Source organism: Planomonospora sp. ID91781 (assembly GCF_015711595.1).
Lineage (GTDB): Bacteria > Actinomycetota > Actinomycetes > Streptosporangiales > Streptosporangiaceae > Planomonospora > Planomonospora parontospora.
In genome coordinates this window covers 513,339-538,791 of record NZ_JABTEY010000001.1, presented here as the reverse complement: position 1 = coordinate 538,791, position 25,453 = coordinate 513,339, and the positions used below count along the sequence as shown (strand labels likewise).

The 25,453-nt window shown below is 67.4% G+C and carries 29 protein-coding genes and 4 tRNA genes; 16 read left to right on the top strand and 17 right to left on the bottom strand.

Translation table 11 applies throughout. The features are described from left to right. Positions 1–27: 27 nt before the first annotated feature. Positions 28–420, bottom strand: coding sequence for a DUF6766 family protein (locus HS048_RS02470; RefSeq protein WP_196466020.1), 393 nt, complete (start codon positions 418–420; stop codon positions 28–30). A 178-nt stretch (positions 421–598) separates the two neighbouring features. Here HS048_RS02470 and HS048_RS02465 point away from each other — a divergent pair, with 178 nt between their 5' ends. Then, on the top strand, positions 599–835 hold the full coding sequence (locus tag HS048_RS02465) for a DUF2945 domain-containing protein (protein ID WP_068902751.1): 237 nt from the start codon (positions 599–601) through the stop codon (positions 833–835). Further along, positions 828–1,154, top strand: coding sequence for a DUF3140 domain-containing protein (locus HS048_RS02460; RefSeq protein WP_068902753.1), 327 nt, complete (start codon positions 828–830; stop codon positions 1,152–1,154). Before HS048_RS02465 ends, HS048_RS02460 begins: the two co-directional genes overlap by 8 nt. A gap of 442 nt (positions 1,155–1,596) precedes the next feature. On the opposite strand, the gene HS048_RS02455 is transcribed toward HS048_RS02460, so the two are convergent. Then, positions 1,597–1,860 carry a DUF2795 domain-containing protein gene (locus HS048_RS02455; protein WP_196466019.1) on the bottom strand — a complete coding sequence of 88 codons (264 nt, stop codon included), beginning with the start codon at positions 1,858–1,860 and terminating at the stop codon, positions 1,597–1,599. A 305-nt stretch (positions 1,861–2,165) separates the two neighbouring features. Here HS048_RS02455 and HS048_RS02450 point away from each other — a divergent pair, with 305 nt between their 5' ends. Together HS048_RS02450 and HS048_RS02445 are read left to right on the top strand one after the other, a co-directional pair. Next, positions 2,166–4,010, top strand: coding sequence for a molybdopterin-dependent oxidoreductase (locus tag HS048_RS02450; protein WP_196466018.1), 1,845 nt, complete (start codon positions 2,166–2,168; stop codon positions 4,008–4,010). 204 nt (positions 4,011–4,214) lie between these two features. After that, complete coding sequence (locus HS048_RS02445) at positions 4,215–4,439, top strand: hypothetical protein (RefSeq protein WP_374058749.1); 225 nt, start codon at positions 4,215–4,217, stop codon at positions 4,437–4,439. A 258-nt stretch (positions 4,440–4,697) separates the two neighbouring features. On the opposite strand, the gene HS048_RS02440 is transcribed toward HS048_RS02445, so the two are convergent. Next, positions 4,698–4,773 (bottom strand) — tRNA-Lys (locus HS048_RS02440). 151 nt (positions 4,774–4,924) lie between these two features. On the opposite strand from HS048_RS02440, the gene HS048_RS02435 reads away from it, so the two are divergent. After that, positions 4,925–5,548, top strand: a complete 624-nt coding sequence (locus HS048_RS02435; RefSeq protein ID WP_196466016.1) for a 3'-5' exonuclease — start codon at positions 4,925–4,927, stop codon at positions 5,546–5,548. Between the two features lie 79 nt (positions 5,549–5,627). Here the strand turns inward: HS048_RS02435 and HS048_RS02430 are convergent, their stop codons facing one another. Continuing rightward, the gene (locus tag HS048_RS02430; RefSeq protein WP_196466015.1) at positions 5,628–6,785 is read right to left on the bottom strand and encodes an acyl-CoA dehydrogenase family protein; all 1,158 of its coding nucleotides are present in this window, start codon (positions 6,783–6,785) and stop codon (positions 5,628–5,630) included. A gap of 110 nt (positions 6,786–6,895) precedes the next feature. Between HS048_RS02430 and HS048_RS02425 the strand changes: the two genes are divergently transcribed. Further along, on the top strand, positions 6,896–7,384 hold the full coding sequence (locus HS048_RS02425; protein WP_068902766.1) for a PspC domain-containing protein: 489 nt from the start codon (positions 6,896–6,898) through the stop codon (positions 7,382–7,384). 1 nt (position 7,385) lies between these two features. On the opposite strand, the gene HS048_RS02420 is transcribed toward HS048_RS02425, so the two are convergent. Continuing rightward, positions 7,386–8,681: an MFS transporter gene (locus HS048_RS02420; protein ID WP_196466014.1), complete on the bottom strand. Its 1,296-nt coding sequence runs from the start codon at positions 8,679–8,681 to the stop codon at positions 7,386–7,388. 258 nt (positions 8,682–8,939) lie between these two features. Next, positions 8,940–9,290: a metallopeptidase family protein gene (locus HS048_RS02415; RefSeq protein ID WP_196466013.1), complete on the bottom strand. Its 351-nt coding sequence runs from the start codon at positions 9,288–9,290 to the stop codon at positions 8,940–8,942. A gap of 58 nt (positions 9,291–9,348) precedes the next feature. On the opposite strand from HS048_RS02415, the gene HS048_RS02410 reads away from it, so the two are divergent. The 4 genes from HS048_RS02410 (at position 9,349) to HS048_RS02395 (ending at position 11,321) form a co-directional block, all read left to right on the top strand. Beyond that, positions 9,349–10,860, top strand: a complete 1,512-nt coding sequence (locus HS048_RS02410) for a metallophosphoesterase (protein ID WP_196466012.1) — start codon at positions 9,349–9,351, stop codon at positions 10,858–10,860. A gap of 104 nt (positions 10,861–10,964) precedes the next feature. Further along, positions 10,965–11,037: transfer RNA gene (locus tag HS048_RS02405), tRNA-Glu, on the top strand. A gap of 107 nt (positions 11,038–11,144) precedes the next feature. Beyond that, a tRNA-Asp gene (locus HS048_RS02400) sits at positions 11,145–11,219 on the top strand. A 28-nt stretch (positions 11,220–11,247) separates the two neighbouring features. Next, positions 11,248–11,321: transfer RNA gene (locus HS048_RS02395), tRNA-Phe, on the top strand. Between the two features lie 769 nt (positions 11,322–12,090). On the opposite strand, the gene HS048_RS02390 is transcribed toward HS048_RS02395, so the two are convergent. The 8 genes from HS048_RS02390 to HS048_RS02355 form a co-directional block, all read right to left on the bottom strand. After that, a complete protein-coding gene (locus tag HS048_RS02390) occupies positions 12,091–13,362 on the bottom strand; it encodes a site-specific integrase (RefSeq protein ID WP_196466011.1) in 1,272 nt (423 codons plus the stop codon). Further along, a complete protein-coding gene (locus tag HS048_RS02385; protein ID WP_196466010.1) occupies positions 13,362–13,541 on the bottom strand; it encodes a helix-turn-helix domain-containing protein in 180 nt (59 codons plus the stop codon). The genes HS048_RS02390 and HS048_RS02385 overlap by 1 nt, the downstream gene beginning before the upstream one ends. After that, entirely contained in the window at positions 13,534–14,916 is a 1,383-nt protein-coding gene (locus tag HS048_RS02380) for a replication initiator (protein WP_230880697.1), read from the bottom strand. The genes HS048_RS02385 and HS048_RS02380 overlap by 8 nt, the downstream gene beginning before the upstream one ends. Positions 14,917–15,019: 103 nt before the next feature. Beyond that, a complete protein-coding gene (locus tag HS048_RS02375) occupies positions 15,020–15,157 on the bottom strand; it encodes a hypothetical protein (RefSeq protein WP_196466009.1) in 138 nt (45 codons plus the stop codon). Next, a complete protein-coding gene (locus HS048_RS02370) occupies positions 15,154–15,330 on the bottom strand; it encodes a hypothetical protein (protein ID WP_196466008.1) in 177 nt (58 codons plus the stop codon). The genes HS048_RS02375 and HS048_RS02370 overlap by 4 nt, the downstream gene beginning before the upstream one ends. A gap of 19 nt (positions 15,331–15,349) precedes the next feature. Further along, positions 15,350–16,051, bottom strand: a complete 702-nt coding sequence (locus tag HS048_RS02365) for a DUF2637 domain-containing protein (protein ID WP_196466007.1) — start codon at positions 16,049–16,051, stop codon at positions 15,350–15,352. A gap of 32 nt (positions 16,052–16,083) precedes the next feature. Further along, positions 16,084–17,457: an FtsK/SpoIIIE domain-containing protein gene (locus HS048_RS02360; RefSeq protein WP_196466006.1), complete on the bottom strand. Its 1,374-nt coding sequence runs from the start codon at positions 17,455–17,457 to the stop codon at positions 16,084–16,086. Further along, complete coding sequence (locus HS048_RS02355) at positions 17,454–17,792, bottom strand: hypothetical protein (protein ID WP_189238722.1); 339 nt, start codon at positions 17,790–17,792, stop codon at positions 17,454–17,456. Before HS048_RS02355 ends, HS048_RS02360 begins: the two co-directional genes overlap by 4 nt. 132 nt (positions 17,793–17,924) lie before the next feature. Here HS048_RS02355 and HS048_RS02350 point away from each other — a divergent pair, with 132 nt between their 5' ends. From HS048_RS02350 to HS048_RS02340, 3 genes are all read left to right on the top strand, one after another. After that, positions 17,925–18,320: a winged helix-turn-helix domain-containing protein gene (locus HS048_RS02350; protein ID WP_230880696.1), complete on the top strand. Its 396-nt coding sequence runs from the start codon at positions 17,925–17,927 to the stop codon at positions 18,318–18,320. 587 nt (positions 18,321–18,907) lie between these two features. Continuing rightward, positions 18,908–19,648, top strand: coding sequence for an AAA family ATPase (locus HS048_RS02345; protein WP_229798567.1), 741 nt, complete (start codon positions 18,908–18,910; stop codon positions 19,646–19,648). Beyond that, positions 19,645–20,238: a guanylate kinase gene (locus HS048_RS02340; protein ID WP_196466004.1), complete on the top strand. Its 594-nt coding sequence runs from the start codon at positions 19,645–19,647 to the stop codon at positions 20,236–20,238. The genes HS048_RS02345 and HS048_RS02340 overlap by 4 nt, the downstream gene beginning before the upstream one ends. Here the strand turns inward: HS048_RS02340 and HS048_RS02335 are convergent. Both HS048_RS02335 and HS048_RS02330 read right to left on the bottom strand, forming a co-directional pair. Further along, positions 20,174–20,728 (bottom strand): hypothetical protein, encoded by a 555-nt coding sequence (locus tag HS048_RS02335; RefSeq protein WP_196466003.1) that lies wholly within the window; start codon positions 20,726–20,728, stop codon positions 20,174–20,176. The two genes, HS048_RS02340 and HS048_RS02335, sit on opposite strands and share 65 nt — an antisense overlap. Before the next feature lie 37 nt (positions 20,729–20,765). Next, on the bottom strand, positions 20,766–21,044 hold the full coding sequence (locus HS048_RS02330; protein ID WP_196466002.1) for a hypothetical protein: 279 nt from the start codon (positions 21,042–21,044) through the stop codon (positions 20,766–20,768). A gap of 217 nt (positions 21,045–21,261) precedes the next feature. Between HS048_RS02330 and HS048_RS02325 the strand changes: the two genes are divergently transcribed. The 3 genes from HS048_RS02325 (at position 21,262) to HS048_RS02315 (ending at position 23,952) form a co-directional block, all read left to right on the top strand. Beyond that, positions 21,262–21,528 carry a winged helix-turn-helix domain-containing protein gene (locus HS048_RS02325; protein ID WP_196466001.1) on the top strand — a complete coding sequence of 89 codons (267 nt, stop codon included), beginning with the start codon at positions 21,262–21,264 and terminating at the stop codon, positions 21,526–21,528. Between the two features lie 311 nt (positions 21,529–21,839). Next, positions 21,840–22,454, top strand: a complete 615-nt coding sequence (locus HS048_RS02320; RefSeq protein WP_196466000.1) for a DUF4352 domain-containing protein — start codon at positions 21,840–21,842, stop codon at positions 22,452–22,454. Positions 22,455–22,965: 511 nt separating this feature from the next. After that, entirely contained in the window at positions 22,966–23,952 is a 987-nt protein-coding gene (locus tag HS048_RS02315; protein WP_196465999.1) for a hypothetical protein, read from the top strand. Between the two features lie 261 nt (positions 23,953–24,213). Here HS048_RS02315 and HS048_RS02310 read toward each other — a convergent pair whose 3' ends face one another. Beyond that, positions 24,214–25,368, bottom strand: a complete 1,155-nt coding sequence (locus HS048_RS02310; protein WP_196465998.1) for a DUF6119 family protein — start codon at positions 25,366–25,368, stop codon at positions 24,214–24,216. Positions 25,369–25,453: the final 85 nt, after the last annotated feature.

Below are 25,453 nucleotides of genomic sequence, written 5' to 3'. Positions count from 1 at the left end.
GTCCGTCGCCCACTGTGCGAGTCCGTGTCAGCGGCTCAGGTCCGCAGGGTCGATGCCGCGCTCGGCCAGCAGCGCGTCGAGTTTCGCCTCGATGCGCTCATCGCTCTCCTTCGACTGCGACGATCCCCAGTAGTACAGCGCGGCGAGCCCGGCGGCCTGCCAGATCAGCTGCAGGAACTCCGACTGCCAGTTCTCGAAGGTCGAGGCCAGGAACTGGGGAAGGTACTCCGCCCAGGCGAAGTCCTGACCGTGCTCGGACTGCTCGTTCTGAAACGAGATCAGCTGGAAGACGAACTGCCCGATCCAGGAGAAAACGAAGAAGGCCCCGGTCACCAGGGCGAAGGAGTAGGCCCGCGCGAACCGGGGCTTGCGGAACGGAGGACCGGACTCCTGCTTGCTACGGGGTGCGTCCTGCAACATGGCGCTCCTTTGCGTCGATGACGCCCTCGGCTTCCCCGCGGCCCGGGTCCGAAACAGCCGCCGCGACGACCTCGCACTGCCGCGTAGGCGCCCGGCGATGCGCGCGCGAGGCAGTCCACCTGCGGCGGCGTATCTCATCCGGGCTATCGACCGTTTCTGCGCGGGTAGAGGAAAGAGCATGACCGGTAAGCGTGAGAAGGACGAGCTTTCCGTGGGCGACGAGGTCACCTGGAAGAGCCACGGCTCGTCGGCCTCGGGAAAGGTCGAGAAGAAGATCACGAAACGGACCGAGGAGGCGGGGCGCACCGTGAACGCCTCGGCCGACGATCCGCAGTACCGCGTGCGCAGTGACAAGAGCGGCCGGACCGCCGTGCACAGGCCGTCGGCGCTGCACAGGGAAGGCCGCGATGACTGACGACGGGCGGATCGCCGCGGACTTCGACCAGGCGGTCAACATGACGGCCGCGGAGCTGGAGCGCTGGCTGGAAACGGAGGAGTCCGGGAGCGTGGGGGACAAGGCGGGCGGCGGCGAGTCGACGGGCCACGCCTCCGGCCGCCGGATCGTGGAGATCCTGCGGAAGAAGAAGGGCGACCTGACGGAGGACGACCACGCCCACATGCGGAAGGTGACCGGTTACGTCCACCGGCACCTGGCCCAGCGTCCGTCCGGGGACGTCCGGGAGACCGCCTGGCGGTACTCCCTCATGAACTGGGGACACGACCCGCTCAAGTAGGCGTCGCGAGGCGGTCGCCCCGGTGCACCAGGGTCTCGCCCCCGGCTGCGGGAACCCGGGTTCGCCGGCGGCGCCCGCGCGCTCGTCCCCGGGCTGGGCTGGAAGCCCTGGCATGGGCGACCCCGCCACTCATGCGGGCCCGGCACCGGGGGACCGGGCGGCCGTGCCACTCATGCGGGCCCGGCACCGGGGGACCGGGCGGCCGTCGCCCGGTGTTCCCGGTTCGTACCGCCCTCGGCGGTGACGAGGTGGTGACAGCCGTTCCTGCGGCACGGGGCGCTCAGGACGGGTCCGTTCACAGGTCCCGTGGAAGTCAGTGGTAGAGGTGCTCGCGGGCGAGCAGCTCTCGCCCTCGCACATCGGAGATGGGCTCGGGGCCGATGGTCTCGCCTTTCCGGAGCACGCTGACGGCGTCGACCCTCCGACCTCTCCGCAGCCGTCATCAGCTCTCCCGCGTCGTCCGCTGGTCGCCGGCGGACCGCTGCCCGGGAGAGGATTCCCCGCTTTGCTCGGGAACGTGCGGGATCGAATTCAGGATCTCGTCGATGTCGGCGTAGGTGGCGATCGGCAGATCGAACAAGGCGTCGACCACGGTCTCATCGGCACCGGCAGCGGTCGCCTGATCGACCACCGCCCGGTTGTCGGCGGGATAGTGCAGCCCCGCCAGTGCGCGACGGACGCGTTCGGGATCCGTCCCCGGAGTCATGCCCTCTCCCTCCTCCCCGCCCTCCCCGGCCGCCGCCGGGCGTGGCCGCCGAGGTGAGGGGATGGATGTGCCTCTTCGTGCTCTCTCGGTATCTACCCGGCTCGGCGAGGGTGAGACGCCCGCCGGGTGACCACCGCCACATCGCCGCTGATCGCGCCGCGGCAGGCGGGAGAGTCCGCGTTTTCCGGCGTGCCGACCGGTCCTCACGCCGGAGGAGCGCCGCGGTCGGGCGGAGTGTGAGGGGTGCCGGGCGGGGGACTGCGCCTGTCGTCGTTCTGGCCCCGCGCGGCCCTCCGGAAGGAGTCATGGGAATGGATGACCGGATCGCCGAGCCGTGGGGCCCGCGCACGCCGTACGGGCCCGGTCCTGCGATCGAGCGGTTCACCGCGTCCCTGCCCGGGTGGTTGCGGGACCTCCTGCCGGGTGAGCCGGGCAGGCGCAGCGCCTGGCCGGTCCGGGTGGACATGTTCCTGCAGGACGGCATCGCCGAGTCCGACGTCGAGGAGTGGGTGCAGGCCGCGTCGATCCTGCACTCCAACGGCGACGCCATGGACATCGCGGTGTCCGGCGGCCGGATCGTCGGCGTGCGCGGCCGGGCCGGCGACCGCGTCAACCACGGCCGCCTCGACCCCAAGGACCTGTACGGCTGGCAGGCCGACAGCAGCCCGGACCGGCTGACGCGCCCGCTGGTGCGGGAGGACGGGAAGCTGGTCGAGACCGACTGGGACACCGCGATGGGCCGGATCGTCGCCCGCTCGAAGGAACTGCTGGCCGAGCCCGGAGGTTGGGGGCGATTCGGCTTCTACACCAGCGGCCAGCTGTTCCTGGAGGAGTACTACACGCGCGGCGTGATCGGCAAGGCCGGCATCGGCACTCCGCACATGGACGGCAACACCCGGCTGTGCACGGCGACCGCCGCCGCCGCGCTCAAGGCGAGCTTCGGCACCGACGGCCAGCCCGGCTCCTACACCGACGTTGACCACTGCGACGCGATCGCGCTGTGGGGCCACAACGTCGCCGAGACGCAGGTCGTGCTGTGGGAGCGGATGCTGGACCGGCACCGCGGGCCGAGGCCGCCGGCGATGATCGCCGTCGACCCCCGTCAGACGCCGGTGGCGCGCGAGGCCGACGTGCATCTGGCCGTACGCCCCGGCACGAATCTGGCGCTGATGAACGCCCTGATCCACCGGTTGATCGAGCGCGGCTGGTACGACGAGCGGTACGTCCGCAGGCACACCTTGGGATTCGAGGAGCTGCGGCGGACCGTGGCGGAGTGCACCCCGCAGTGGGCGGCACGGATCTGCGACGTGCCGGTCCGCCTCATCGAGCAGGCCGCGGAGATCCTGGGCTCGTGCGACCGGCTGCTGTCGACCGTGCTGCAGGGCTTCTACCAGTCCAACCAGGCGACCGCGGCCGCCTGCCAGGTCAACAACATCCACCTGCTGCGGGGCATGCTGGGCCGCCCGGGCGCCGGGCTGTACCAGATGAACGGCCAGCCGACGGCGCAGAACACCCGGGAGACCGGCGCCGACGGCGACCTGCCGGGCATGCGCAACTGGGACAACCCCGAGCACGTCCGGCAGCTGGCGGAGCTGTGGAACGTGGACGCGTCGGTCATCCCGCACTGGGCGCCGCCGACGCACGCCCTGCAGATCTTCCGCCACGCGGAGCAGGGCTCGATCAAGCTGCTGTGGATCTCGGCCACCAATCCGGCGGTCTCCCTGCCGGATCTGGCGCGCATCCGCCGGATCCTCGGCAAGGAGGACCTGTTCACGGTCGTGCAGGACATCTTCCTCACCGAGACCGCCCGCCTGGCCGACGTGGTGCTCCCGGCGGCCACCTGGGGGGAGAAGCAGGGCACGTTCACCAGCGTCGACCGGACCGTGCACCTGTCCGACAGAGCCGTGGACCCGCCCGGCGAGGCCCGCTCCGACCTGGACATCTTCCTGGACTACGCCCGCCGGATGGGCTTCCGCGACCGTGCCGGCGCGCCGCTGGTCAAATGGCATGACCCGGAGTCGGCGTTCGAGGCGTGGAAGGCCTGCTCGGCGGGCCGGCCTGGTGTTCGGCAGGCGCGGGGATATGGAGCGTCTGTCGCCCAAGGTGTTCCTGCTGGCGCCTTACGGAATGATCGCGCGGTCCTCGGATGATGGCGAGGCCGAGTAGCTCGGCGGTGGCGCGGCCCCAGGGCGGCGAGTGGGGTTCAGTGCGGCGTTGGCGCGGTGCGGCGGGCGGCCCGAGTGCGGCCCCGGCCGTGACCGGCCCCCAGGCCGCATGCGCGGCCGGGGTCCGCGACGCTGGGCCGTGCGGCGGCGCGCCGCGCCGCCGCCTTGATGGTCTGGAAGCAAGCGCGCATGTACGCCTTCACCCCCGATCAGGTGGCCTCGCCGCTGGCGGGTCGACCGTACGACCTGCGGCACGCGGCGGTGTCCCTGTGGCTGAACGCCGGAGTCCACGCCCCGGAGGTCGCCGAGCGGGCCAGCCACGGGGTGGATGTGCTCCTTCGGGTCTACGCCAAGTGCATCGACGGGCAACACGAGACGGCCAACAAGCGGATCATGGAAGCGCTCACGACGTGACAGCCGTGACGGCGGAACGCAGCGAAGGACCCCGGGAAGCTCTCGGGGTCCTTCGCCGTGTCGGCTCCCACACTCCCGGAACCGTTCCGGCGGCTTCCGGAATCTGGGTGCTGACCCGGCCGGACGGTCCTGGTCCCATTCCGCGTATGTTCCGCGACCAGTGGCAGGCAGTGGCATCCGGCTGCATCCAACTGCATGTGCCGGGAGAGGTGACCAGGAACGAAGGCCCAGGTCAGAGCCTACGTTCCTGCTCACGACTGGTAGGGCGCCTGGGACTCGAACCCAGAACCTACGGATTAAAAGTCCGCAGCTCTAACCATTGAGCTAACGCCCCGCTGGAGACAGGGTACAGAGGATAGTGACCGTTGGTGTTCGTCGCCAGGCCTGCGGCAGGTCGCCTGTCCGCCGGAGAAGCCGGTCGTCCGCGAGGCCGTTCTTTCCGAGGAGTGGGCGAGCACGGCCGGTCTGTTCCTACAGTGGCATCTGTGACGAGATCAGGACCGGAGCTGGACCGCTCCCTCCGCCTGCCCGCGCGGGGCGGCTATGTCGTGGTGGACGTGGAGACCACGGGCTTCTCCCCGGCCAAGGGCGACCGGATCTGCGAGATCGCGCTGGTCTCCCTGGACGAGGACGGCGCCACCACCGACGAGTGGCACTCACTGGTCAACCCCCTCCGGAACACCGGCGCCTCGCACATCCACCGCATCACCGACGCGATGGTCGCCGACGCCCCGGTGATCGACGAGGTGTTGGACGAGGTCTGGCAGCGGATCGCCGGACGGGTCCTGGTCGCCCACAACGCCTCCTTCGACCTCCGCTTCCTCAAGGTGCTCCCCGGCAGCCACTGGGTGACGGAGACCCTGTGCACGCAGCGGCTCGCCCCCGGTTTCCTCCCGGACGGGAAATGGACGCTCGCCGCCTGCTGCGAGCGCGCGGGCATCCCGCTCCGGAACGCCCACTCCGCGCTGGCGGACGCCCGGGCGACCGCCGAGCTGTTCCGCCACTTCCTGAGCCGGGGCGCGGCCTGGGAGGAGCACCTGAGCCGGGCGGCGCAGGCCCCCGAGTGGAGGCCGTGCGGCCTGCCCCAGCGGGCCCCGCGCCGGCGGTAGGCCGGAACGGCCGCGCCGACGGTGGGTCGAAGGGGAGGGGCGGGCGAGGGGCCGGGCCGGAAGGCCCGGAGGGCACCGGTCAGCGGAAGGCGTCGATGCCGGTGAGCGCCTTGCCCAGCGTCAGCAGATGCACTTCCTGCGTCCCCTCGTAGGTCAGCACCGACTCCAGGTTGTTCATGTGCCGGATCACCGGATACTCCAGGGTGATCCCGTTGCCGCCGAGGATCGAGCGGGCCTGGCGGGCGATGTCCAGGGCGGCGCGGACGTTGGCCAGCTTGCCGAAGCTGACCTGCTGGGGGGTGATCTTCCCCTCGTCCTTCAGCCGGCCCAGGTGCAGGGCGGTCAGCTGCGACTGGCCGAGCCCGACGTACATCCAGGCGAGCTTCTCCTGGGTCAGCTGGAAGCCGCCGATGGGCCGGTCGAACTGGACGCGGCTCCCGGCGTAGTCGACGGCGGACTCCAGACAGGCGCGGGCCGCGCCGATGACGCCCCACAGGATGCCGAACCGGGCCTCCGACAGGCAGGACAGCGGGCCCTTCAGCCCGCGCACCTCCGGCAGTACGGCGGAGGCCGGCAGGCGGACGTCGTCGAGGTACAGGGACGAGGTCACCGAGGCGCGCAGGGACATCTTCTTGTGGATCTCGGGGGCGGAGAAGCCGGGCGTGCCGGTGGGCACCACGAAACCGCGGATGCCGTCCTCGGTCCGGGCCCAGACCACGGCGACGTCGGCCACGGAGCCGTTGGTGATCCACATCTTGGCGCCGTTGAGGATCCAGTCGCCGGAGGGGTCCTGCTTGGCGTGGGTGCGCATGCCCGCCGGGTCGGAGCCGTGGTCGGGCTCGGTCAGGCCGAAGCAGCCGATCGCCTCCCCGGCGGCCATCCGGGGCAGCCACTCCTCCTTCTGCTCCGCCGAGCCGTACTTCCAGATCGGGAACATGGCCAGGGACCCCTGGACCGACACGAACGAGCGCAGGCCGGAGTCGCCGGCCTCCAGCTCTCGGCAGGCCACCCCGTAGGAGACCGCGTCGAGTCCCGCGCAGCCGTACCCGTCCAGGTGCATGCCGAGCAGGCCGAGCCCGCCGAGTACGGGGGCCAGCTCGCGGGCCGGGAAGACGGCCTCCTCGAACCAGTCGCCGACGTGGGGGAGGATCCGGTCGCCGACGAACCCCTTCACGGTGTCGCGGATGAGGCGCTGCTCCTCGGAGAGCGTGTCGTCGGTGCGCAGGAGATCGTCCATGGGAGGTCCTCTCGTCCGTGATGACCCTGCCAGGGTATTGCGGGGAGTTCAGGGTCCGGCCAGGGGGAATCCCGATGTGACCGGGAAGGTCCAGCGGGCAGTCTGAAGACATGAACGAAAACGACTTCTCGGGCATCAAGCAGCTCCGCCGGACCAGGGACGGACGCATCGTCGCGGGAGTGGCCTCGGGCCTCGGCCGCTACGTCGGGATCGACCCGAACATCATCCGCGGGGTCCTCGCCGTCTCCTGCCTCTTCGGCGGTCTCGGCCTGGGCGTCTACGCGATCGGCTGGCTCCTCCTGCCCGACGAGGGCAAGGACACCTCGATCCTGCAGGACCTGGTGAACAACAACAAGGACAACCCGGTCTGGCAGGACGCCAGGGCCAAGGCGGAGCAGGGCTGGGCGAAGGCCGAGCAGAGCTGGAACGACAGGACCGGCCGGCACGAGCCGACCTACCCGGCCCCGCCGCAGGACTCCCAGGCCTCGCCGTACGCGGGCCAGCACCCGGCGCCGTATCCGACGCACCAGGACCCGGCGCAGCCGTACCCCGCCCCGGTGCCGCCGCGGAGCGACGACGAGACCAAGCCGCAGGCGTGAGTCAGGCGGGCGCCTCGGCGCGCACCCTCTCGATGATCTCCTTGCGGGAGTCGGTCCAGAGCATGGCCAGCGTGGCGGCGACGAGCAGTCCCGCCGCGCCGGCCAGTGCCACGACGGGCTCGGGCCCGAACTCGTCGGCGGCGGCGCCCCCGATGAGGATGCCGAGGCCCTGAGCGGCCAGCAGGCCCGACTGGACGAGCCCGAAGGCCTGGCCCCGCCGCTCGGCGGGCACGCACCGCACGAAGGCGGCGTTGGCGGCCAGCTGGTAGGCGCCGCCGACGCCGGAGACGAACCAGAGCACCAGCACCACGGCGAGCGGCGGACGCAGCGCGCAGAGGATCAGCGGCGCGCAGGTCAGCATCGCCATCCAGCCCATGGAGCGCAGCCGCCCGGAGGGGCTGACGTACCGGCTGAACAGGAACGCGCCGACGACCGTCCCGGTCGGGATGGAACCCATCAGCAGCCCGGCGACGAACGAGACCCGCTGCGGGTCGTCGGTGAGGACGGCGGCGTAGGGGGTCGCGATGCCCTCGGGGAGCACGTAGAACCCGCACAGCCAGGCGAAGAGCACCAGGGTCCGCAACCGGGGGTCGCCGAAGACCAGCCGGGCCCCGGCGCGCGTCATCTTCCACATCGAGGGCCGGCCGGAGCCGCTGCGAGCGGGGGCGGGGCGTCGCCGCACCCCCGAGACGAGGATGAGCGCGGAGGCCATGAACGTCGCCGCGTCCAGGGCCAGCGCGCGGTACGGTCCCATCCCCATGATCAGGGCGCCGCCGATGGCGAAGCCGAGCATCTGGGCGGCCTGGTTGGTCATGTTCTGCAGGGCCGAGCCCGCGACGTACCGGTCGCCTTCGAGGAGCTCGGGCAGGAGCGCCGCCCGGGCGGCCGAGAACGGCGCGCTGAGCAGCACCACGCAGAAGACCAGCACGCACAGGGCCGTGAACGAGGTGCCGGGGATCGCCATGAGCGCGACCAGGAGGGCCCGGAGCACGTCGCAGACGATCATGATGCGCCGCCGGGCGTAGTGGTCGGCGAGGCCCGACAGCAGCGGCCCGCCGACGATCGGCGGCAGGTAGGTGAGCGCGTAGACCGACGCGGTGGCCAGGGGCGACTCGGTCCGCTCGAAGACGAGCACGGACAGCGCCACCCGGGAGAGCTGGTCGCCGAGGAGGGAGAGCGCCTGCCCGGCCCAGAGCGCGCGGAACTCGCCGATGGCGAGGACCTCGCCGTAGGTGGCTTGACGTTCGGCTGGGCGACGGTGCCGACCGCCTGGCCGCCCGGGCTTGATGGCCGCCATGGGACTCCGGTGAGCTTGCAGGCGCATCTGACTGTTGGTGTTTGCTACGTGACCTACAGTGCCGGTTAGGAGTCGGCTTCGCAACCCGAAGCGACCAAGCGCATCCGGGGTGTGTCGGAAACTGTGAAATGTCGTCCATCGGCCGTCTGCCGGGACGACGGCGGTACGGCACCGCCGTATCACCCGGTTCCGGGCGTCACCCGCCGGGTTCGCGCAGGTTCCCGGCGTCATCGGCCGGGTTCGTACGGGTTCCGGACGTCACCAGCCGAGTTCGTGCAGCCTGTCGTCGTCGATGCCGAAATGGTGGGCGATCTCGTGGACGACGGTGATCTGGACCTCCTCCACCACGTCGTCCTCGGTCTCGCAGATCGCGCAGATGGGGTTCCGGTAGATCTCGATCCGGTCGGGCAGCACCCCGGCGTACCAGTCGCCGCGCTCGGTGAGGGGGATGCCCGTGTAGAGGCCGAGCAGATCCGGCTCCGGAGGGTCGTCCACGACCACCACCACGACGTTGTCCATGACTTTCGTCAGCTCCGGGGGGATCGTGTCCAGCGCCTCGGCCACGAGCTCCTCGAACTTCTCCCTCGAGACCTCGATCACACCCGTCATTCTGCCCTGCGTTTCCGGGTAACCGACTTGTCGGGACTTCGGGTAGACAGGAAGACGCATGGATCTCACGCGCTGGGCCCAGGGCATCCGCCGCGCCGCCACCGGGCGGACGGTGCGGTTGATCTCGCGTGCCGTGGCGGGCTCGGTGGTCGCCGTCGTCGGCGTCTGGCTGGGCATGGCCCTGGGCGGCCCCGTGCTGGCCACGGTGGGGCCGGTGGACGTCGGGATGTCCGCGGAGCTGTCCCTGCGGGGGGAGACCGTCGTCGACGCCCACCCGCTGGGCAGCCTGCTGTTCGACACCCACGACGCCCCGGTACGGCTGCGCATCACCCTGGAGAACATCGACTCCAACCAGGCGCGCGCCATGCTGGAGGACCCCCGCCTCTCCGACCGGCTCCCCGCGCTGCTGGAGAAGGAGCTGCGGGAGGGGGTGAGCGCCCTGGCGTTGCGCTCCATCGCCTGCGGCCTGGCCGGTGCCCTGATCTTCTCCCTCATCGTCTTCCGCGGCCTCAGGGCGGCGCTGGCGGGCCTGCTGGCCGGCGTCGTGATGATCGCCGGCATCGGCACGACCGCCCTGCTGACGTTCCGGCCGGGGTCCGTGGTCGAGCCGGAGTACACCGGCCTGCTCGCCGGCGCGCCGTCCCTGGTCGGCGACGCCGAGTCCATCGTGACCAGGTTCGAGTCCTACCGCGGGCAGCTCGTCAAGCTGGTCGACAACGTCTCCCAGCTCTACGACGCGGTCTCCTCCCTGCCGGTCTACGACGCCGACCCGACCTCGATCCGGATCCTGCACGTCTCCGACATCCACCTCAACCCCATCGCGTGGAACCTCGTCCGCTCGGTCACCGCCCAGTTCAAGGTCGACGCGGTGGTCGACACCGGCGACCTGACCGACCACGGCAGCGGCCCCGAGGACAACTTCGTCAAGGAGATCGGCCGGCTCGGCGTGCCGTATGTCTTCGTCCGAGGGAACCACGACTCCAAGGCCACCCAGCGGGCGGTGGCGAAGCAGAAGGGCGCGATCGTCCTCGACGACTCGGTCAAGGAGGTGGCGGGCCTGCGCATCTACGGCCTGGGCGACCCCCGGTTCACCCCCGACAAGTCCGTGCCGGTCGACTCCGACCTGGAGTCCCTCGCCGCCCTCGGCCGCGCCCACGCCGTACGGCTGGGGCAGGCGTTCGAGCCGGTGGACCTGGTGGCGGTGCACGACCCGACGATCGCCAAGGGGTTCTCCGGCTCGGTGCCCATGGTCCTGACGGGCCACTCCCACGCCCGCTCCACCGAGCTGCTGCCCTCGGGCACCCGGGTGCTGGTCCAGGGCTCCACCGGCGGCGCCGGGCTGCGCGCCCTGGAGCACGACGAGCCCACCCCGGTCATGGCCTCGGTTCTGTACTTCGACCGGGAGACGCACCGCCTGCGGGCCTGGGACGACATCACCCTCGGAGGGCTGGGCGAGCAGTCGGTGCAGATCCAGCGTCACGTCGAGAACGACCCGGGGCGTACAATTTCACCGGAGCCGACGATCGCCCCGTCCCCGACGGGTTCGACCGTCGGCACCGCGACACCGTGATGACGCCGTGATCCGGGAAGCCGCTTTGGCATCAGGGGCAAACGTCCCCTATGCTTCAGAGGTCTCCAGCGGAAGACGGCGACGGAACGGGATGAGAATCCTGAGCCCCCATCGTCTAGTGGCCTAGGACACCGCCCTTTCAAGGCGGCGACACGGGTTCGAATCCCGTTGGGGGCACGGTCGAGCGAAAGCTCACCAGGGAAACGGCAGGTCGAAGACCTCCGAAGAGCTGGTAAGCTAAGCGAGGCAGAAAGAACGGAAACGAAAGTCTCCGGTCAAAGCAAGGTCCTGTAGAGCAGTTTGGAGTGCTCGCCACCCTGTCAAGGTGGAGGTCGCGGGTTCAAGTCCCGTCAGGACCGCTCTGGTAGGTGTTCGATCCACCACCGAGGTCAGGTAGCTCAGTCGGTACGAGCGTCCGCCTGAAAAGCGGAAGGTCGGCGGTTCGACCCCGCCCCTGACCACATCAGCTGAGCAGCACGGAAGCCCCGAACGATCATCGTTCGGGGCTTTTTCGATCTCTAGTGACAGCAACGCTGACAGCAACGACCTCATGCTGTGGCATGAGGTCGGTTCTCCAAAGAGCGCTGTAGGTCTCATGCCGGGTGTGCTCGGTGGTCCGGGTAAGCGGACGTGCTTACCTAAAGTTCGAACTGGATGATCTCGGTCCGGCAGCGGTGCCTAGTCGCTGGAGATCGGATGTAGGACGAGATCAGCGCTGCCAGCGGCATGCGGTGCGGAAGCATCAAGATCTCAGAGTGATGCAGGTGTGCGCATGAATGCGTAAGCGCATTTGCTTACCTTGGATGCCGGGCTCAGGCCGACCCGCTGACAGCGGAGCCGAACTGGCCCGGGTGTCTGTCTGTCCCCGCTACCTGTACAGCGAGATCACCATTGTGATCAGAGTGGCTAGCCCCACGATCAAGGTGATGAACGCTGCGGCGTCGTTTAGGACAGAAGACATCCGCACCCACGCAAAGCGGGGTTTCCTCCGATGACGTCCAGCCATCGGTGTCACCTCCTCACCCCCGTCGATCTTCAGGTGACGGGTACCCGGACACCTGGAGGTGATGGAGGCGAAGCGGTCCACTTCGCGTGTGCTTGATCCCATGCTAATGAGCCGGCTGCTGTCTGGCGGCATATCGGATGGTTTCTGTTGAAGGAACTGCTGAAGGGCTTGGGAATGACGAGACGCCCCGGCCGGGGCCGAGGCGTCGAAGGATGGCTCTCGTTCTATGCGAGCGCGTCGCCAAGCTTGCGGAGAGCAGTGCGCTTGTCGTCGAGGGAGACGTGAGCGTAGATCGTCATGGTCACCTCGATATCGGAGTGGCCGACGATGTCGCGGACGACCTGGGGCGGCACGCCGAGGTTGAGCAGCAGCGTCACGCAGGTGTGCCGGAGATCGTGGAACCGCATGTCCCCGAGGCCGGCGGCCTTGCGGATCGCTCCCCAGCTCCGCCGGAGGTTGTCCGGTTCCATAGGGGTTCCGCGCCGGGACGGGAAGACGAGGCCGTGTTCCTCCCAGTCGCCCCACCGGTCGGAGCGCTCGGCGAACTGCCGCCTGCGGTGCTCTCGGAGCGCTTCCACGCAGATCGAGGGGAGTGGGATGGTTCGCGCGGAGTCGTTGGTCTTGGGCCGGACGAACTGGAGACGGCCCCCGACACGCTGGAGCGTCTGGATCACCTCCAGCTTCCCGCCGTCGAGGTCGACGTCTGCCCAGCGGAGCCCGAGCAGCTCCCCGCGCCGTAGGCCGAGGCAGAGTGCCAGGACGTACAGCGCGGAGAGCCGGTGCTCCTTGGCCGCCTTGAGGACCGCACGGGCCTGAGGCACCGTCAGCCCGCGGTTCACCTTGTACTTGGGCACCGGGACCTTGACGAGCTTGGCCGCGTTACGCGGGATGATCTCCTCTCGCACCGCGGATTCCAGAGCGTTCCGGAGTACGGCATGCACGGACTGAACCATGCGCGTCGACAGCCGGGACTCGCAGCACTCACCGCCCTTGAGCGCGCAGCAGACGGGAGTTTCTCGGGAGGCGTCCCACCCGTGCTTGCAGCACTGGCACTCGGTACGGGTCTGGGTGATGAACAGCCGGACGTCCTGGGCGTTGAGCTTGTTCAGCCGCCGCTTGCCCATGCCGGGGATGAGGTGGAGCCGGACGACGCTCTCGTAACCCTGGTAGGTCTTGGGCCGCCGCTCCTCCTTCACGATGTGCTTGAGCCAGTAGTTCAGATAGTCGCTGACGGTCCAGTTCTCGGAGGAGACCGGGATGCCCTCGTCCGCGTTCTTCAGAAGCTCTGTGAGCTTCTTTCTCGCCTCCTCCTGAGACCGAGCCGACCCTTGGACCCGCTTAATGGCTCCGCCAGTCGTGGGGACGAAGGCCGCGTAGCCGTACCGGCCATCCTTGCGAGGCCAGATGCTGCCCTCACCATTGGAGCGCTTCCGCATGCGGCGCCTGCTCTGCCGCTTCGGCTCCTCCTCGGGCGTGCCGAGCGCTGTCTTGGTCATCACGCCACCTCCATCAGGTTGTGGATGCACTCGGCCACCGCGTCGACCGGGATGAGACGGCGGCGACGGATCTTCACGCTTCGGAGTTCGTTGGAGCGGATCAGGCAATAGAGGGTCCACCGGCTGACCCGAAGGCGGGCGGCGGCTTCTTCGACGGTGAGGAGCTGTGAGTCATCCATCTGAGGCCTCCGGGTGAGTCGGAGGGGTGGAGAACCGGGTACCGGTCAACGCGGCGGCGAGGAGGGCGTCACCGAGGGAGTAGCCCTGTCCGGCGTAGTCCCATTCGGCGATGACGAGGACGGTGTCCTCGTCGAAGAGCGGAAGCCGGCCGGTGGTGACCTCTTCGTCTTGGACGAAGCGCTCTCTTGCTTCGCGGAGCGCCCCAAGGGTGGTGGAGTAGCGGCGGGACTTGGTGGAGAAGTGGCCCCGGAAGCCGAGCATGTGCGCCCACTGGGGCAGCCGGAGATCGGCCAGCTCTGCGAACGCCCCGAGGCGGAAGCACTCGGCGATGAGCCGCCGGGCGTGCTCGCGGATCGGCAGGGCCGCCAGGTCATCGAGAGGATTGATGCGCCGGTCGAGGGTGCCGACGCACTCGGCGGCCTTGGTGGCGTACTTGGCGATGTAGGCCGCCACCGCCTGTTCGGTCAGCTCCCCGCCCGTGGTGATGGGCCGGACGTCGAGCTGAGCTCCCCAGTGCAGGACCCGGGCCGGTTCGTCGGCGACGGCCGGAGCGGTGACGGACACGGCCGAGGCGGCATGCCGTACGGCGTCCGCCAGCGCGTCAGCGGTCGCCCAGGCCGGAGGCGGGGAGGTCGGCCCGTCAGGGCCGTCGAGGCGGATGACCGCGTGGAAGTGGACGACGCCGCGTCGCTGGTACTCGGTGACCTTGGCGAAGGACACCGTGACACGCTCGCGCAGCTCCCGCAGGGTCAGGCCCGCGGCCTTGGCCAGCCGCCGGCGCAGGGCCAGGGTGAAGCGCCGCCACAGCTCCGGGGACAGGGCGTTGAACAGCACGCTGCCCGCGTAGTCGTAGCAGTCCGGGCACAGCGGTTCGCCGAGGCACGTCTCATCGGAGCCGTGTCGGACGGTGCAGGACATGACCCGCCCGTGCGGACACATCGGCGCGTCGCGGCGGGCGTGACACGGGAGGACCTTCCCGTTCTTCTCCCGCCGGGTGTGGACGACGCCGAAGGACGGGGCGGTCAGGGTGACGAACAGGCACGGGTGAGCGGTCACCGTCTCCGGAACGCCCTTGCCACCGACCAGGCCCGCCCGGATGAGTTGGTAGGTGTCGGCCCGGTAGACCTCCGCGCAGGCCGGGCAGCGGGAGGCCCGCCGGGTCTTGCACGGCACCCGCAGGACGCCGCCCGGCTCGGTGCGGGTGCTGTAGCGGTGGAGGAGTTCCCCGGTGGCCTGGTCGATGTGATCGACACGGCCGCGTAGGTGGATCGGCTGTCGGCAGCCGCCTGTTCGGCGGACCTGGGAGGCCCAGCGGGCGTAATGGGGATCGTTGAGCCGGGAGATCATCCCGGCTACGGCGTGCGGGCTTGGCATGATGGGTTCCGTCCCTTCTGGACTGTGAGGTTCGGTGCGGGATGGCCCCCGACGTGGCGGACGTCTTGGCGGATGTGTGGTCACGCCGGGGGCGCTGAGAGGCTCAGCAGAAGCCGAGGCCCTCGCACAGTTCGCAGGTCTGGCCGAGGCTGTCGACGCCGGTCCCGCCGCAGTCGCAGCAGACCCAGCGCTTCGGGGCGAGCACGACGAGCGGGGCGCGGTCGCTGGAGTCGTCGGTCATGTGATCCACCTCCCTCCGTCGCGCTTGGGGGCGGTGTTGACGAACACGCGCCAGGTGTGGGGCCGTTCGTGGAGCGGGAAGATCGGCGAGATCGAGCCGACCGGCAGGATCGTGCGGATCTTGTTGAGGGCGTAGGCGAGTTCGGCGTAGGTGCCGTCGATGCGGATCTTCATCGGGTTCTCCTTCGGGGGTTCAGGCGGGTTCGGGGCTGCCGTGCAGGGCGCGCAGCAGGTCGGAGGCGAGCTGACTGGACACCCCGAGCCGGGCGCGCAGCGCGTCGCGGGTGATGGGCGTGCCATGTCGGGCGTGGTGTTCGTCGGCGACGCGGCGGGCGTAGTCGAGCAGCGCGCCCGCCGGACCGGCCGCGTTCCGGTCGTTCCGGTCATCGTTCTGAGCGGGTACGGCCGGGCCGGGCAGGGGGGTGAGCGCGGCGGGTTCGGGGACGGGTTGCGGTACGGCGTCCCCCACTGGGACGGGCACCGGGGACGGTTCGGGGCGGGGGCCGGAGGCGCGGCGTTCCAGCATGGAGACCGCGATGAGGAAGGCTCCGGCGGGGGTCGCGGCGGTGATCCAGCCCCATGCGGACGGTTCGGCCTGGGCAAGGTTCGCCGCCAGGGACAGCGTGATCCCGCCGATGAGGACGAGGGTGGGCCAGGAGACCGGGCCGTTGCGCCGGAGTCCGGTCTTCTTGTCGCGCTGGCGCTCGCGGGCGGCCATGACGCAGGTGAGGTCGACGCAGACGGCCACGGCCCACGCCATCGGCCCGGACTGGCCGTGCTCGGTGGCGGTGTCGCGGATGTGGGTGAAGCTGCCGGCCCCGGCGATGAGCGCCAGGATCAGCACGGGGGCCATGTCCGCCAGCCGTACGGCCAGGCGGGGAGCGTTCGCGGTCATCGTTGTTCCTCCCTTCTTCAGGGCGCGAGGGGTCAGGCGACGAGTTCGGGGCTGGACTCGTACGGCAGTTCGTGGCCCAGGCCGGAGGCGGCGACCTGAGCCCACGACGGCGTGACGTCGGCGAAGGCTTCGGCAGCCCGCTGGGCGGCATCGGTGGAGACGTAGCCGGAGCGCGCCCGGCACCAGCGCCCGTCCGAGCCGGTGACCACGGCCACGCCGGGCTGCTCCGGCGCGATGGAGCGGGCGGCCACCAGCGCGTCAGGGTCGAGGTCCCCCAGCGTCATCACCGCGGTTTCCGGATCGTTGACCCGGTGGCAGACCCGTCCGCCGATCTGGGCACGGAGCGCGGTCACGCCGGGGCCGAGGTCGGAGCCGATCCGCTGACCGGACAGCACCAGGTGCAGGCCGAGCGCACGGCCCAGCTGAGCGATCCGCAGCAGCGCGGTAGCCGTCCGGGTGACCTGGTCCTTTTCGGCCTTGTCGGCGGTCAGGAACAACTCGGCCAGCTCGTCCACCAGGACCACGATGGGGATGGGGCGCAAGGCGTCCGGGAGCTGCCAGATGTCGCGCACCCCGTAGCGGCGGCAGGCGAGCATGCGCGCCCCCATGACCGCGACCAGGTCACTCAATAGGTCGAGGCACTCGGCGCGGGTGGTGGCCAGCGCCGTCAGCCGCGCCTCATAGGCCGACAGCTCCATACCGCCCTTGAGGTCGAAGCCGATCAGCGCGACCGGCTGTGAAGCCAGGCCGACCAGGAGCGCGTTGATCAGGTTGGACTTGCCGGACTGGGTGGCGCCCGCGTTCATCCAGTGCGGGATGAGCCGGAAGTCCATCCGCCAGGCCGCGCCGTTCTCCAGCACCCCGACGACCGGCCGGAGCAGATCCTCGGTGCGCCAGCCGCCGGACGGCTCAGCCGGCGGAGCGGTGGGCGCGACGAGGGTCAAAGGGTCGTGGGTGATCCCCTGGAGGGTGACGCGGCCGGGCCGGGAGCCCACGACGCGGACCGCCTCGATCCGCCAGGCGTGCGCGAGCCGCTCGCAGACCTTGGCGTAGTCGTCGGGAACCTGGCCGTCGAGCAGGTGGAAGGTGATCCGGAAGCCGTTGCGGGTGGGCCGGGGCAGGCCCATCCACGGCTTGGTGTCGACCTCCACCCGCTGGAAGCGCCGCCGGACCTTCACCACGCCGGTCGAGGCGATCAGGCCGGGGACGGTGGTGAACCACCAGCGCAGCCGCTTCTTGGTCAGCCCGCACCCGGAGGCGACGTGCCGCCAGGTCCAGCGCAGCCGTACGGCCTTGCGGGGGAAGACGATCAGGTACCAGTAGGAGACCGGGGCCCAGCGCCGCCAACTGATGAGCACCAGCAGGGCGGCGAGGACCTTGAACAGGGGGTGGCTGAGGTCGATCATCGCTCCGCCCCCGTCCTGCCGGCACCGGCGGGGATGAAGGTCTGCGCCCGGTAGGAGATGCCCCACCGGCCGTTCTGCTCCCAGACGTAGCCGACCAGGCCGACCGGGACGACCTCCTCGCCCGCGATCACGGATGGTTCGGGCGAGGTGGAGACCTTGACCAGCTCCATGCGGTTGAACTCGTCCTCGATCAGGAGCGTGAGTTCGTACATGACGTTGCCGTCCTTGTCGCGCTTGATCTCGCCGGTGTCCTTGTTGACCAGGCGCGGCTTGGGCGGCTTGACGCAGGTGATGTTGAGCTTGGTGACGTCGACGGGGATGGGGATGGTGCGCATGATCGTTTCCTTTGATCGATGGGATGCTTAGGAGTCATGGAACACTTGGAATCCTAAGTTGTCAATGAGTGCTTTGGCTCCCTGGTTGGTTTCTTTACGGGGCTGTGCTGAACTGGAGGCGAGACACAGCGGATGAGACCCGACGAGACGAGACGAACGCCGATGGTGGAGAAGAGCGGCCGACCGGCCTACCTGCAGATCGTCGACGAGCTGAGCGAGCAGATCCGCACCGGCTCACTTCCGCCCGGTGCCGCCCTGCCGTCCATCGCCCAGTTGTGCGAGCGGTTCGACGTCTCCGCCAGCGTGGTCAAGTCCGCCATCAGCGTCCTGCGCACGCAAGGACTGGTCATCGGCCAGCAGGGCAAGGGCGTCTTCGTCCACCAGGCCCCCGCCGCACCCGCCGAGCCGCAGCCCGCCGGCGACACCGGCGAGATCCTCGGCCAGCTCGCCGCGATGCGCGAAAGCCTCAAGGATCTCGGGGATCGGCTCGCCGCTCTGGAGTCGGCGGTGTTCCAAGCGCGGAAGTGATCTCACCGATCCGGCAGGCCAACTCGTCCAGCTCCGCCCGGATCGCGTCGAGTTCCCAGATGATCCGCTGCGGGTCCGCTCTCATCATGCCCTCCCTGGCTGCGCGGTTCCTGTCGCCTTTCGGAATGACTCAAGTTCACCGTGAGCAGGGAAGTTTCGGTATCACGCCGATCTAGTTAAGCTTCTTCAGTCCGTTTCACTCCGTCTCAACGACCGTTTACACAAGCGTTTTCACATGCACGACCGCACACCGCGCACCACCCACCGCAGCGTGAAGGCGAAGGTATGCAATGAAGACGACCCAGCGCCCCGGCTGGACCCCCTCCCGCCTGCGGGAACACCGCGAAGCCCACGGCCTGACCCTGGAGGCCGCAGGCGAACGGCTCCGCCAGGCCGCCAGCCGGCACGGCCTGAGCGTCCCCGCGGCCAACTTCCAAACCCTCTGGGGACATGAACAGGGAACCGTGTTCCCCGGACCGCACTACCGGCGTGCTTACTGCCTGCTTTACCAGGCCACCGAGCCCGAACTCGGCTTTCGTCCTGCTTTGCCCGGCGAAACACAGAAAGCGGAAATTGTGATTTCCGATTTGCCTGCGCCCAGTGATCCCGCAGCCGACAACGCCGCCGCCCAGGTCATCGAGGAAGCGTTCACCAAGGTCTCCATCGGTGGCATCACCTCCGACGGCTCCCCGGAGGCGCTGCTCCGCAACCGCGTGGTCGATGCCTGGAGGCGACGCCACGGCGGCGGCAGCCCCAAGCCGATCCTGGTGCTCGTCGGCGGGTACGCCGGATCGGGCAAGACCGAGTTCTCCCGCTTCCTGTCCGACATCACCGGCTGGGCCTTCCTGGACAAGGACTCCCTGACCCGGTGCATCGTGGAGCGGCTGCTCGTCTCCCTCGGCGGCGACCCCAACGACCGGCACAGCGACCTGTATCTCAAGGAGGTCCGGCCGTTGGAGTACCGGTGCCTGATGGAGACCGCCTGGGACAATCTCAACATCGGCACCTCCACCATCCTGTCGGCGCCGTTCATCGCCGAGTTGAAGGACGAGGCGTGGTTCACCCGCCTGGAGAACCGGTGCGCCGCCAAGGGCATCGACGTGGCGGCGATCTGGGTCCGCTGCGATCCCGAGTCCATGCGCGAGTACATCGAGTTCCGCGGGGCCGCCCGGGACGCCTGGAAGCTGGACAACTGGGAGCAGTACGCCGAAGGTCTGGCCGTCGAGACCAGCCCGCCCACCGCACACGTCACCGTGGACAACCGGCTCGGCGCGGCGATCAGCCTTGCCGACCAGACCCGCGAAGCACTCAAGCGGATCCTGACGTGAGCCCGTACGGCATCGTCCTGTACGGCCCGCCGGCCAGCGGCAAGGACACCATCACCGCCGCCCTGCACCGCCTGGACCCGTGGTGCGTGCTGCTGCCCAAGCTCAAGGTCGGCACCGGCCGCGCGGACGGGTACGAGTTCGTCTCGGCCGAGCACCTGGACAAGCTCCGGCAGGCGGGGCGGTTGCTGGTCGAGACCCACCGGTACGGCAACGTCTACGCCGTCGACCGGCAGACCGTCGAGGACCGCCAGGCCGCCGGCTACGTCTCCGTCGTGCACATGGGCAACATCCCCGACCTGCGCACGCTCATGGGTCGGGAGCCGGATTCCTGGCTCCGGGTGCTGCTGTGGGTGCCGCGCGAGGTCACCGCCCAGCGCTCGGCCGAACGCGGCGACGTCGACACCGGCAAGCGCCTGACCGCCTGGGACGAGACCCTCGCCGACCTGGAGACGCACGCCGACGCCGGGTTCTTTCACCTGCGCATCCACACCGACCGCCTGAGCCCGGACGCGGCAGCGGGCGAGATCATGAACGCTTACGCTCGTCTGCGGACGGCCGGACGTCCTCACGAGGAGGAATGCCCCCGGTAAGCCGCTCCGCCACCGAGTACGGGATCAGGTCCAGCCGCCACCAGGTCCCACAGGCCCGGCAGCGCGCTCCGTCCGGCAAGGGTCGCTGATAGGTCCACTCGACGTCCTCGTGCCCGCAGGGGGCGTCAGGCTGGTAGCTGCGGGCGCAGCGCTCCGCCGTGACGGACGACTCGTCCACGGTCACGATCAGCGGTGCCTCTTCGGGACCGCGCCCGCAGTACGGGCAGGCCGGAGGCTGCGCCCGCAGTACGTCGGCGATCCGCCGCTGTTCCTCCGCCTGCCGCAGGAGTTCCCCCTCAGAGCGCGCAACCAGGTAACGCGAGAGCCCCGCCCGGACTTCATCGAGCGTCAGCACCCGATCTGGGATGCGGCGGGCGTAGTAGACGCCCCATGCGCTCAGCTCGACCTCCCACCCGTCGACCACGGGCATGTCAGCCGCCTCGGCCTGCGTCCACTCGGCCGGAAAGAGCTGGGACAACCATCGCGTCATCGGATTCCTCCGTTCTCCACCTGTACGAGGCAGGTGGTCATCGGACCTCACCGAGGAGGAGCCGCTTCCACAGCTGCTCGGCCTGAGCCGTCGGCATCCAGTCGCTTTCCTCGATGAGCACACCGCCGGATCGGTACGTCCGGCGGATGAACATCAACCCGCCGCCCTGGCACAACTCGTAGGAGAGCGTCCGGCAGTCGCAGGTGTGCTCGCGGATCCGGATCCGGTCGGCGCGGGGAGCCGCCGGCCACCATGCCACGCTCTCGTATCCGGCTTGCGGGGGAGCGACGTGGAGACTGTGATACCGATCGGACACGACTCCACCTCTCCCAGACTCACCGGTCGCGGACACGGCAGGTGATCACCGCTCAGCAGGACCGCCTCTCCGTTGCGGCCTGGGGCGGATAGTGGCGACCGGCTGCACGGCCCTTCACCACGTCCGCATCATAAGCTCGCAATACCGTAGTACACCATAGAACACCGCAGTATGTGCCGGTGGAGTGCCCTGCACTATCGGCTTCTAGCGTGTGCTCATGACCGAGCTGCGCGACGATCTGCCCAGGTGGCGACAGGTGCGAAACATCATCGTCGAGCGCATCGAGAGCGGCCAGTACGGTCCCGGTCAGCGCATCCCGTCGGTCATCGACCTGACCCAGGAGTTCGGCATCGCCACCCAGACCGCGCAGAAGGTCATGGTCGCCCTACGCAAGGATCGGTGGATCCGCACCGAGCGGGGGATGGGCAGCTTCGTCACCACGGAGGAAGAGCGCACAGCCGGAGCGAACGGGGCATCTGAGTAGGAGCATGCGCTACATCTGGCGTCGCGTACAGACGACGTGATCAAATTCGTGGCCGGATCCGGCCACGACGCCAACCGGACAGATGCCCCGGCCGTCACATACGCATCCCAGGCCAATCCGGAGATGCCGTGACCTATCCCCCACAGGGCCCGCAGCAGCCATACGGCCAGCAGCCCCCACACCAGCCCTACGGATCCCCGCACCAGCAGCCGCGTGGCTATGGACCGCAACACGGCTATCCCTATGGGTACGGCTACCAGCAACCCGCCCCGCCACCTCCAAAGAGCAGCGCCGGAGCAATCATCGCTCTCGTGGTCGGGCTGTCCCTCGCGCTGGTCGTGGCGGCTATAGGCACGATCATGGCTTTCGGGAGTGCGGAGCCGGTCTCCGACGACCGGTTGCGTACCGTCCCCGACCTGCCCCAGGTCGCCGGCACCGCCCTGCCCACAGCCGACGCCCAGCCGACCGTCGAACCCGCCGCGACCCAGACACCGCCTGCCAACCAGCAGGCACAGGTAGCGGGGATCGGCGAGACGATCACCGTCGAAGGGCTCCAGAACGGAGTGCATGTCGCCGTCACGGTCACCCGGGTCATCGACAACGCGACTCCGGCCAACCAGTACACCAAGCCGCAAACCGGCCACCGCTTCGCCGCGATCGAGATCACCTTGAAGAACGTCGGTAAGGCCGTCTACAACGATTTCCCCACCCACGACGGGACCCTCATCGACGCTGAGGGGCAGCAGTATCGATCGACGTATCCCGACATCACTGAGGGTGTTTCATTCGGAGGAGCGGTCACGATCGCCCAAGGAGACGAGCGCAAGGGCGTGATCGTGTTCGAGGTGCCAACTTCGGCGAAGCTCGCCAAACTGCAGTACGGTCCTGCGTTCGGTGCGCAGAAGGGCGAGTGGGCTCTGTCCTAGGTCCGTGCTCACAGAGTCGGGCGCTGTCGCTATCCATACTGTGCACATCCGAAGAGGTACCAAAGCCGTCCCGCCAGGCGTCAAGCATCACGCGGGACACATCCGCGAAGCACAGTCATGTTTGTCCAGTTCAGCGCTGCAAGCACCTGGCTGGATGAGAACTTTCTCTACGTCTTTAAAGGCGGTCCGCTCCGCGGCCCGCCGCGCGTTGGGCGGTCGCCGACCGCGCTGCGGCTCTTCGGCCGGTCGCGGCCGCGCCGCCCAACCGCAAACAGCACCAAGGCAGACCAGCTGTGATGGAGATGACTAGTCAAGCTGCCAAAGCTTGATCTGTGTGGAAACATCGAGCCCTTACGTACCGTCTCGGTCCCCCTTGGGATCATTTCGGGTGAAGGAGCACTCCCTGAGATAGATTAGGCCGGACTGTTCGACTGGCTCTCCCGGGGGTGCAGGAAAGTCGAGGCCGCCCTCCGCACGTGTCGTGCACGATGATTTCCTAGGGGAGGATTCCATGGAGTTCCACCGGAAGACGCTCGGCCAACTCGCAGATATGATCTGCGGAAATCCTCCAGAAGCCGGGGAAACCTACTTTTTGTACAGGAGCAGCTACTATATATCGGAGTTCTTCGAGGATATCGAGACGGACTTCCGGCATGATGGAACAACCCGTAAGTGGTGGGTTTCTGACACTCTTAAAGAGATACTTGCAGAACCGCGTACGGGGACAGACACGCTTCCAGACACCTTTGTGCGTCTGATTCGTCGCCTGATGGATCGCGAGGACGCCACTAACGAAGGGCCGGATCGCGCAAACGCACTCAAATCGTTGAACGCGGCCCTAGGCCGCGAAGGGTTCGAAGCGTTCTACGCGGATGATGGGCAATGCTATCTGCGTCACGTCGCAACCAATAAAGTAGCTGTTGCTCCTGTAAACCCGCACCGTCCGCTCTCGGCAGTGGAGCAGAAGCGTCGAGACCAGCTCACGACGTACCTTAACCAGTGCTCTGAAGATGAGCTCATCGAAGAGCTCTTGTTGCCACTATTTCGGCAGCTCGGATTTCACCGAATCACGGCCGCTGGCCATAGAGATAAGGCGTTAGAGTACGGAAAAGACGTCTGGATGAAATACACGCTTCCGACGCAGCACGTTCTGTATTTCGGTATTCAGGCGAAAAAGGGAAAGATAGACTCAGCGGGCGTGAGCGACGGCAATATCGCCGAGATACATAACCAAGTTTTGATGATGCTGGGGCACGAAATATTCGACCCGGAGATCGGTAAGCGTGTACTAGTAGATCACGCCTTCATTGTAGCAGGAGGGGATATAACCAAGGCCGCCCGTAATTGGCTAGGAAACAAACTGGATGCATCTAGGCGTAGTCAGATCCTCTTCATGGATAGGAAAGATATTCTCGATCTATTCGTTGTCACAAATCTTCCTCTACCGGCTGCGGTGCAGCACCAGAAGGATTTATTTTCGGATGATCCTCCTTTCTAATGCAGCAGTTCTGATTTAGGAGTCCCCGAATCCATCGGCAGTTCTCGTTCGGTTGTACTGTAAGAATAATCCTGTATTTGGGGTTGGTGGCTCTGTGGCTCGGAACCATTTTCCACTGAAGCACGAGGACTGATCGCCGATGGTTAGCCGAGCAGGATGTAATGGCGGAGGAGTGCAAACCTACTCGTCCGTATATCCGCCGGACACACGAGCGTCCACATTACAACGAGGGACATTTAGACGCGCCAAGTTGCACACGCATTAGCGCTCTTTGATTCCCGCGATCCGTAAAGCGATATTCCGCTCCTCAAGAGCTTCCGCTACTCTTACAAGAGTAAAGTGCGAGAAAGCGGGAATTCGCTGCGCGGAAACGATTTTACCGTCCTCTGATGGAAAGGCAAGTACAACCTCTCTAGGGTAAAAATCAGTCGGCAGCATGCGACCGTTCCCGCAATCTTCAACCGCTCGAATCAGAGCTTGGCGAGCATTCGCTGAGTCGAGCAAGATCTCGGTGGAAACCAATGCCTGATTGAACAGATGGCTAAATTTCGCACTGTTCCTAACGCGCGCAACATGGATTAGTTCACCACTTGGCCCCAGCAAATCACACGGCTCGAATCGACCGCGACTCGATGGAATTTCTAATAGTACTCGATCCAGTAGGGTGAACCTAGGATCAGTCATTGCGGTGTATGCTAGGTATTCCTGCTCACTCCATCTCTTGTCCCAATCTGGCAGGCCGGTAATTGCGGGATGGGCAAGTATCCGCTCAACCTCGGGCCGTATATCGGCAACTCGCGAGCGTGTGGAGCTAGCCGACCTAGCCAACTCGTTGCGAATTCCCAAGAACTCGTCGTCAGCCAGCTCCAACAGGCCAGCTAGCCGAGAAAATCGCCGCCTCACGGCGTCGGGTACTCCGGATGATGACTTATAGCCAATGTCATGTTCGATCTCTGCCCAGGCATGCTGCAATATGGAACGAATTTGCAGTTCGAATCGAATATCTTTATAGCTCCGATTCTCGGGCAGTGCAGCGCGTTCAGGTTTGAGCTGCAAAACATAATGAAGCGAGAGATAGCCAAAGCGGTCGGGATCAAGAATAGAACGTTTGTCCACAGAATTTTCTTGATCAACAGCAAATTCGCGCTCTATCAGTTTGGCGACCACATCAACTTCGTCCGGAAAATATGTGATTATGCGGACACCAAACATATCTGTGAGATCGTTGAGGTCTCTCCTTTTATCGGGACGCTGTAGCTTCTGTCGGACGCTCGATTTTGATTTTATCCTGCTGGTAACACTGTGGAATTGAATACCTTCTATCTCCAAAAGGGTCTGAATTAAAGAGTCCATGGAGACTTTGAAATTATCTAGCAGGCTCGCAATGGATTCGTACTCTCTGTCGAAATCGCTCATGCCTCAACTCATCTATTGTTAATAGAGGGCAGAAATGTGATCGAGTTATCGATATGCCGCCAGTATCTCGGGTTGGTTCTGTGTC

Coding starts and splice junctions, on each gene's coding strand:
- HS048_RS02470 (WP_196466020.1), bottom strand. CDS start 420: ATGTTGCAGGACGCACCCCGTAGCAAGCAGGAGTCCGGTCCTCCGTTC.
- HS048_RS02465 (WP_068902751.1), top strand. CDS start 599: ATGACCGGTAAGCGTGAGAAGGACGAGCTTTCCGTGGGCGACGAGGTC.
- HS048_RS02460 (WP_068902753.1), top strand. CDS start 828: ATGACTGACGACGGGCGGATCGCCGCGGACTTCGACCAGGCGGTCAAC.
- HS048_RS02455 (WP_196466019.1), bottom strand. CDS start 1,860: ATGACTCCGGGGACGGATCCCGAACGCGTCCGTCGCGCACTGGCGGGG.
- HS048_RS02450 (WP_196466018.1), top strand. CDS start 2,166: ATGGGAATGGATGACCGGATCGCCGAGCCGTGGGGCCCGCGCACGCCG.
- HS048_RS02445 (WP_374058749.1), top strand. CDS start 4,215: ATGTACGCCTTCACCCCCGATCAGGTGGCCTCGCCGCTGGCGGGTCGA.
- HS048_RS02430 (WP_196466015.1), bottom strand. CDS start 6,785: ATGGACGATCTCCTGCGCACCGACGACACGCTCTCCGAGGAGCAGCGC.
- HS048_RS02425 (WP_068902766.1), top strand. CDS start 6,896: ATGAACGAAAACGACTTCTCGGGCATCAAGCAGCTCCGCCGGACCAGG.
- HS048_RS02420 (WP_196466014.1), bottom strand. CDS start 8,681: ATGGCGGCCATCAAGCCCGGGCGGCCAGGCGGTCGGCACCGTCGCCCA.
- HS048_RS02415 (WP_196466013.1), bottom strand. CDS start 9,290: ATGACGGGTGTGATCGAGGTCTCGAGGGAGAAGTTCGAGGAGCTCGTG.
- HS048_RS02410 (WP_196466012.1), top strand. CDS start 9,349: ATGGATCTCACGCGCTGGGCCCAGGGCATCCGCCGCGCCGCCACCGGG.
- HS048_RS02390 (WP_196466011.1), bottom strand. CDS start 13,362: ATGACCAAGACAGCGCTCGGCACGCCCGAGGAGGAGCCGAAGCGGCAG.
- HS048_RS02385 (WP_196466010.1), bottom strand. CDS start 13,541: ATGGATGACTCACAGCTCCTCACCGTCGAAGAAGCCGCCGCCCGCCTT.
- HS048_RS02380 (WP_230880697.1), bottom strand. CDS start 14,916: ATGCCAAGCCCGCACGCCGTAGCCGGGATGATCTCCCGGCTCAACGAT.
- HS048_RS02375 (WP_196466009.1), bottom strand. CDS start 15,157: ATGACCGACGACTCCAGCGACCGCGCCCCGCTCGTCGTGCTCGCCCCG.
- HS048_RS02370 (WP_196466008.1), bottom strand. CDS start 15,330: ATGAAGATCCGCATCGACGGCACCTACGCCGAACTCGCCTACGCCCTC.
- HS048_RS02365 (WP_196466007.1), bottom strand. CDS start 16,051: ATGACCGCGAACGCTCCCCGCCTGGCCGTACGGCTGGCGGACATGGCC.
- HS048_RS02360 (WP_196466006.1), bottom strand. CDS start 17,457: ATGATCGACCTCAGCCACCCCCTGTTCAAGGTCCTCGCCGCCCTGCTG.
- HS048_RS02355 (WP_189238722.1), bottom strand. CDS start 17,792: ATGCGCACCATCCCCATCCCCGTCGACGTCACCAAGCTCAACATCACC.
- HS048_RS02350 (WP_230880696.1), top strand. CDS start 17,925: ATGAGACCCGACGAGACGAGACGAACGCCGATGGTGGAGAAGAGCGGC.
- HS048_RS02335 (WP_196466003.1), bottom strand. CDS start 20,728: ATGACGCGATGGTTGTCCCAGCTCTTTCCGGCCGAGTGGACGCAGGCC.
- HS048_RS02325 (WP_196466001.1), top strand. CDS start 21,262: ATGACCGAGCTGCGCGACGATCTGCCCAGGTGGCGACAGGTGCGAAAC.
- HS048_RS02315 (WP_196465999.1), top strand. CDS start 22,966: ATGGAGTTCCACCGGAAGACGCTCGGCCAACTCGCAGATATGATCTGC.
- HS048_RS02310 (WP_196465998.1), bottom strand. CDS start 25,368: ATGAGCGATTTCGACAGAGAGTACGAATCCATTGCGAGCCTGCTAGAT.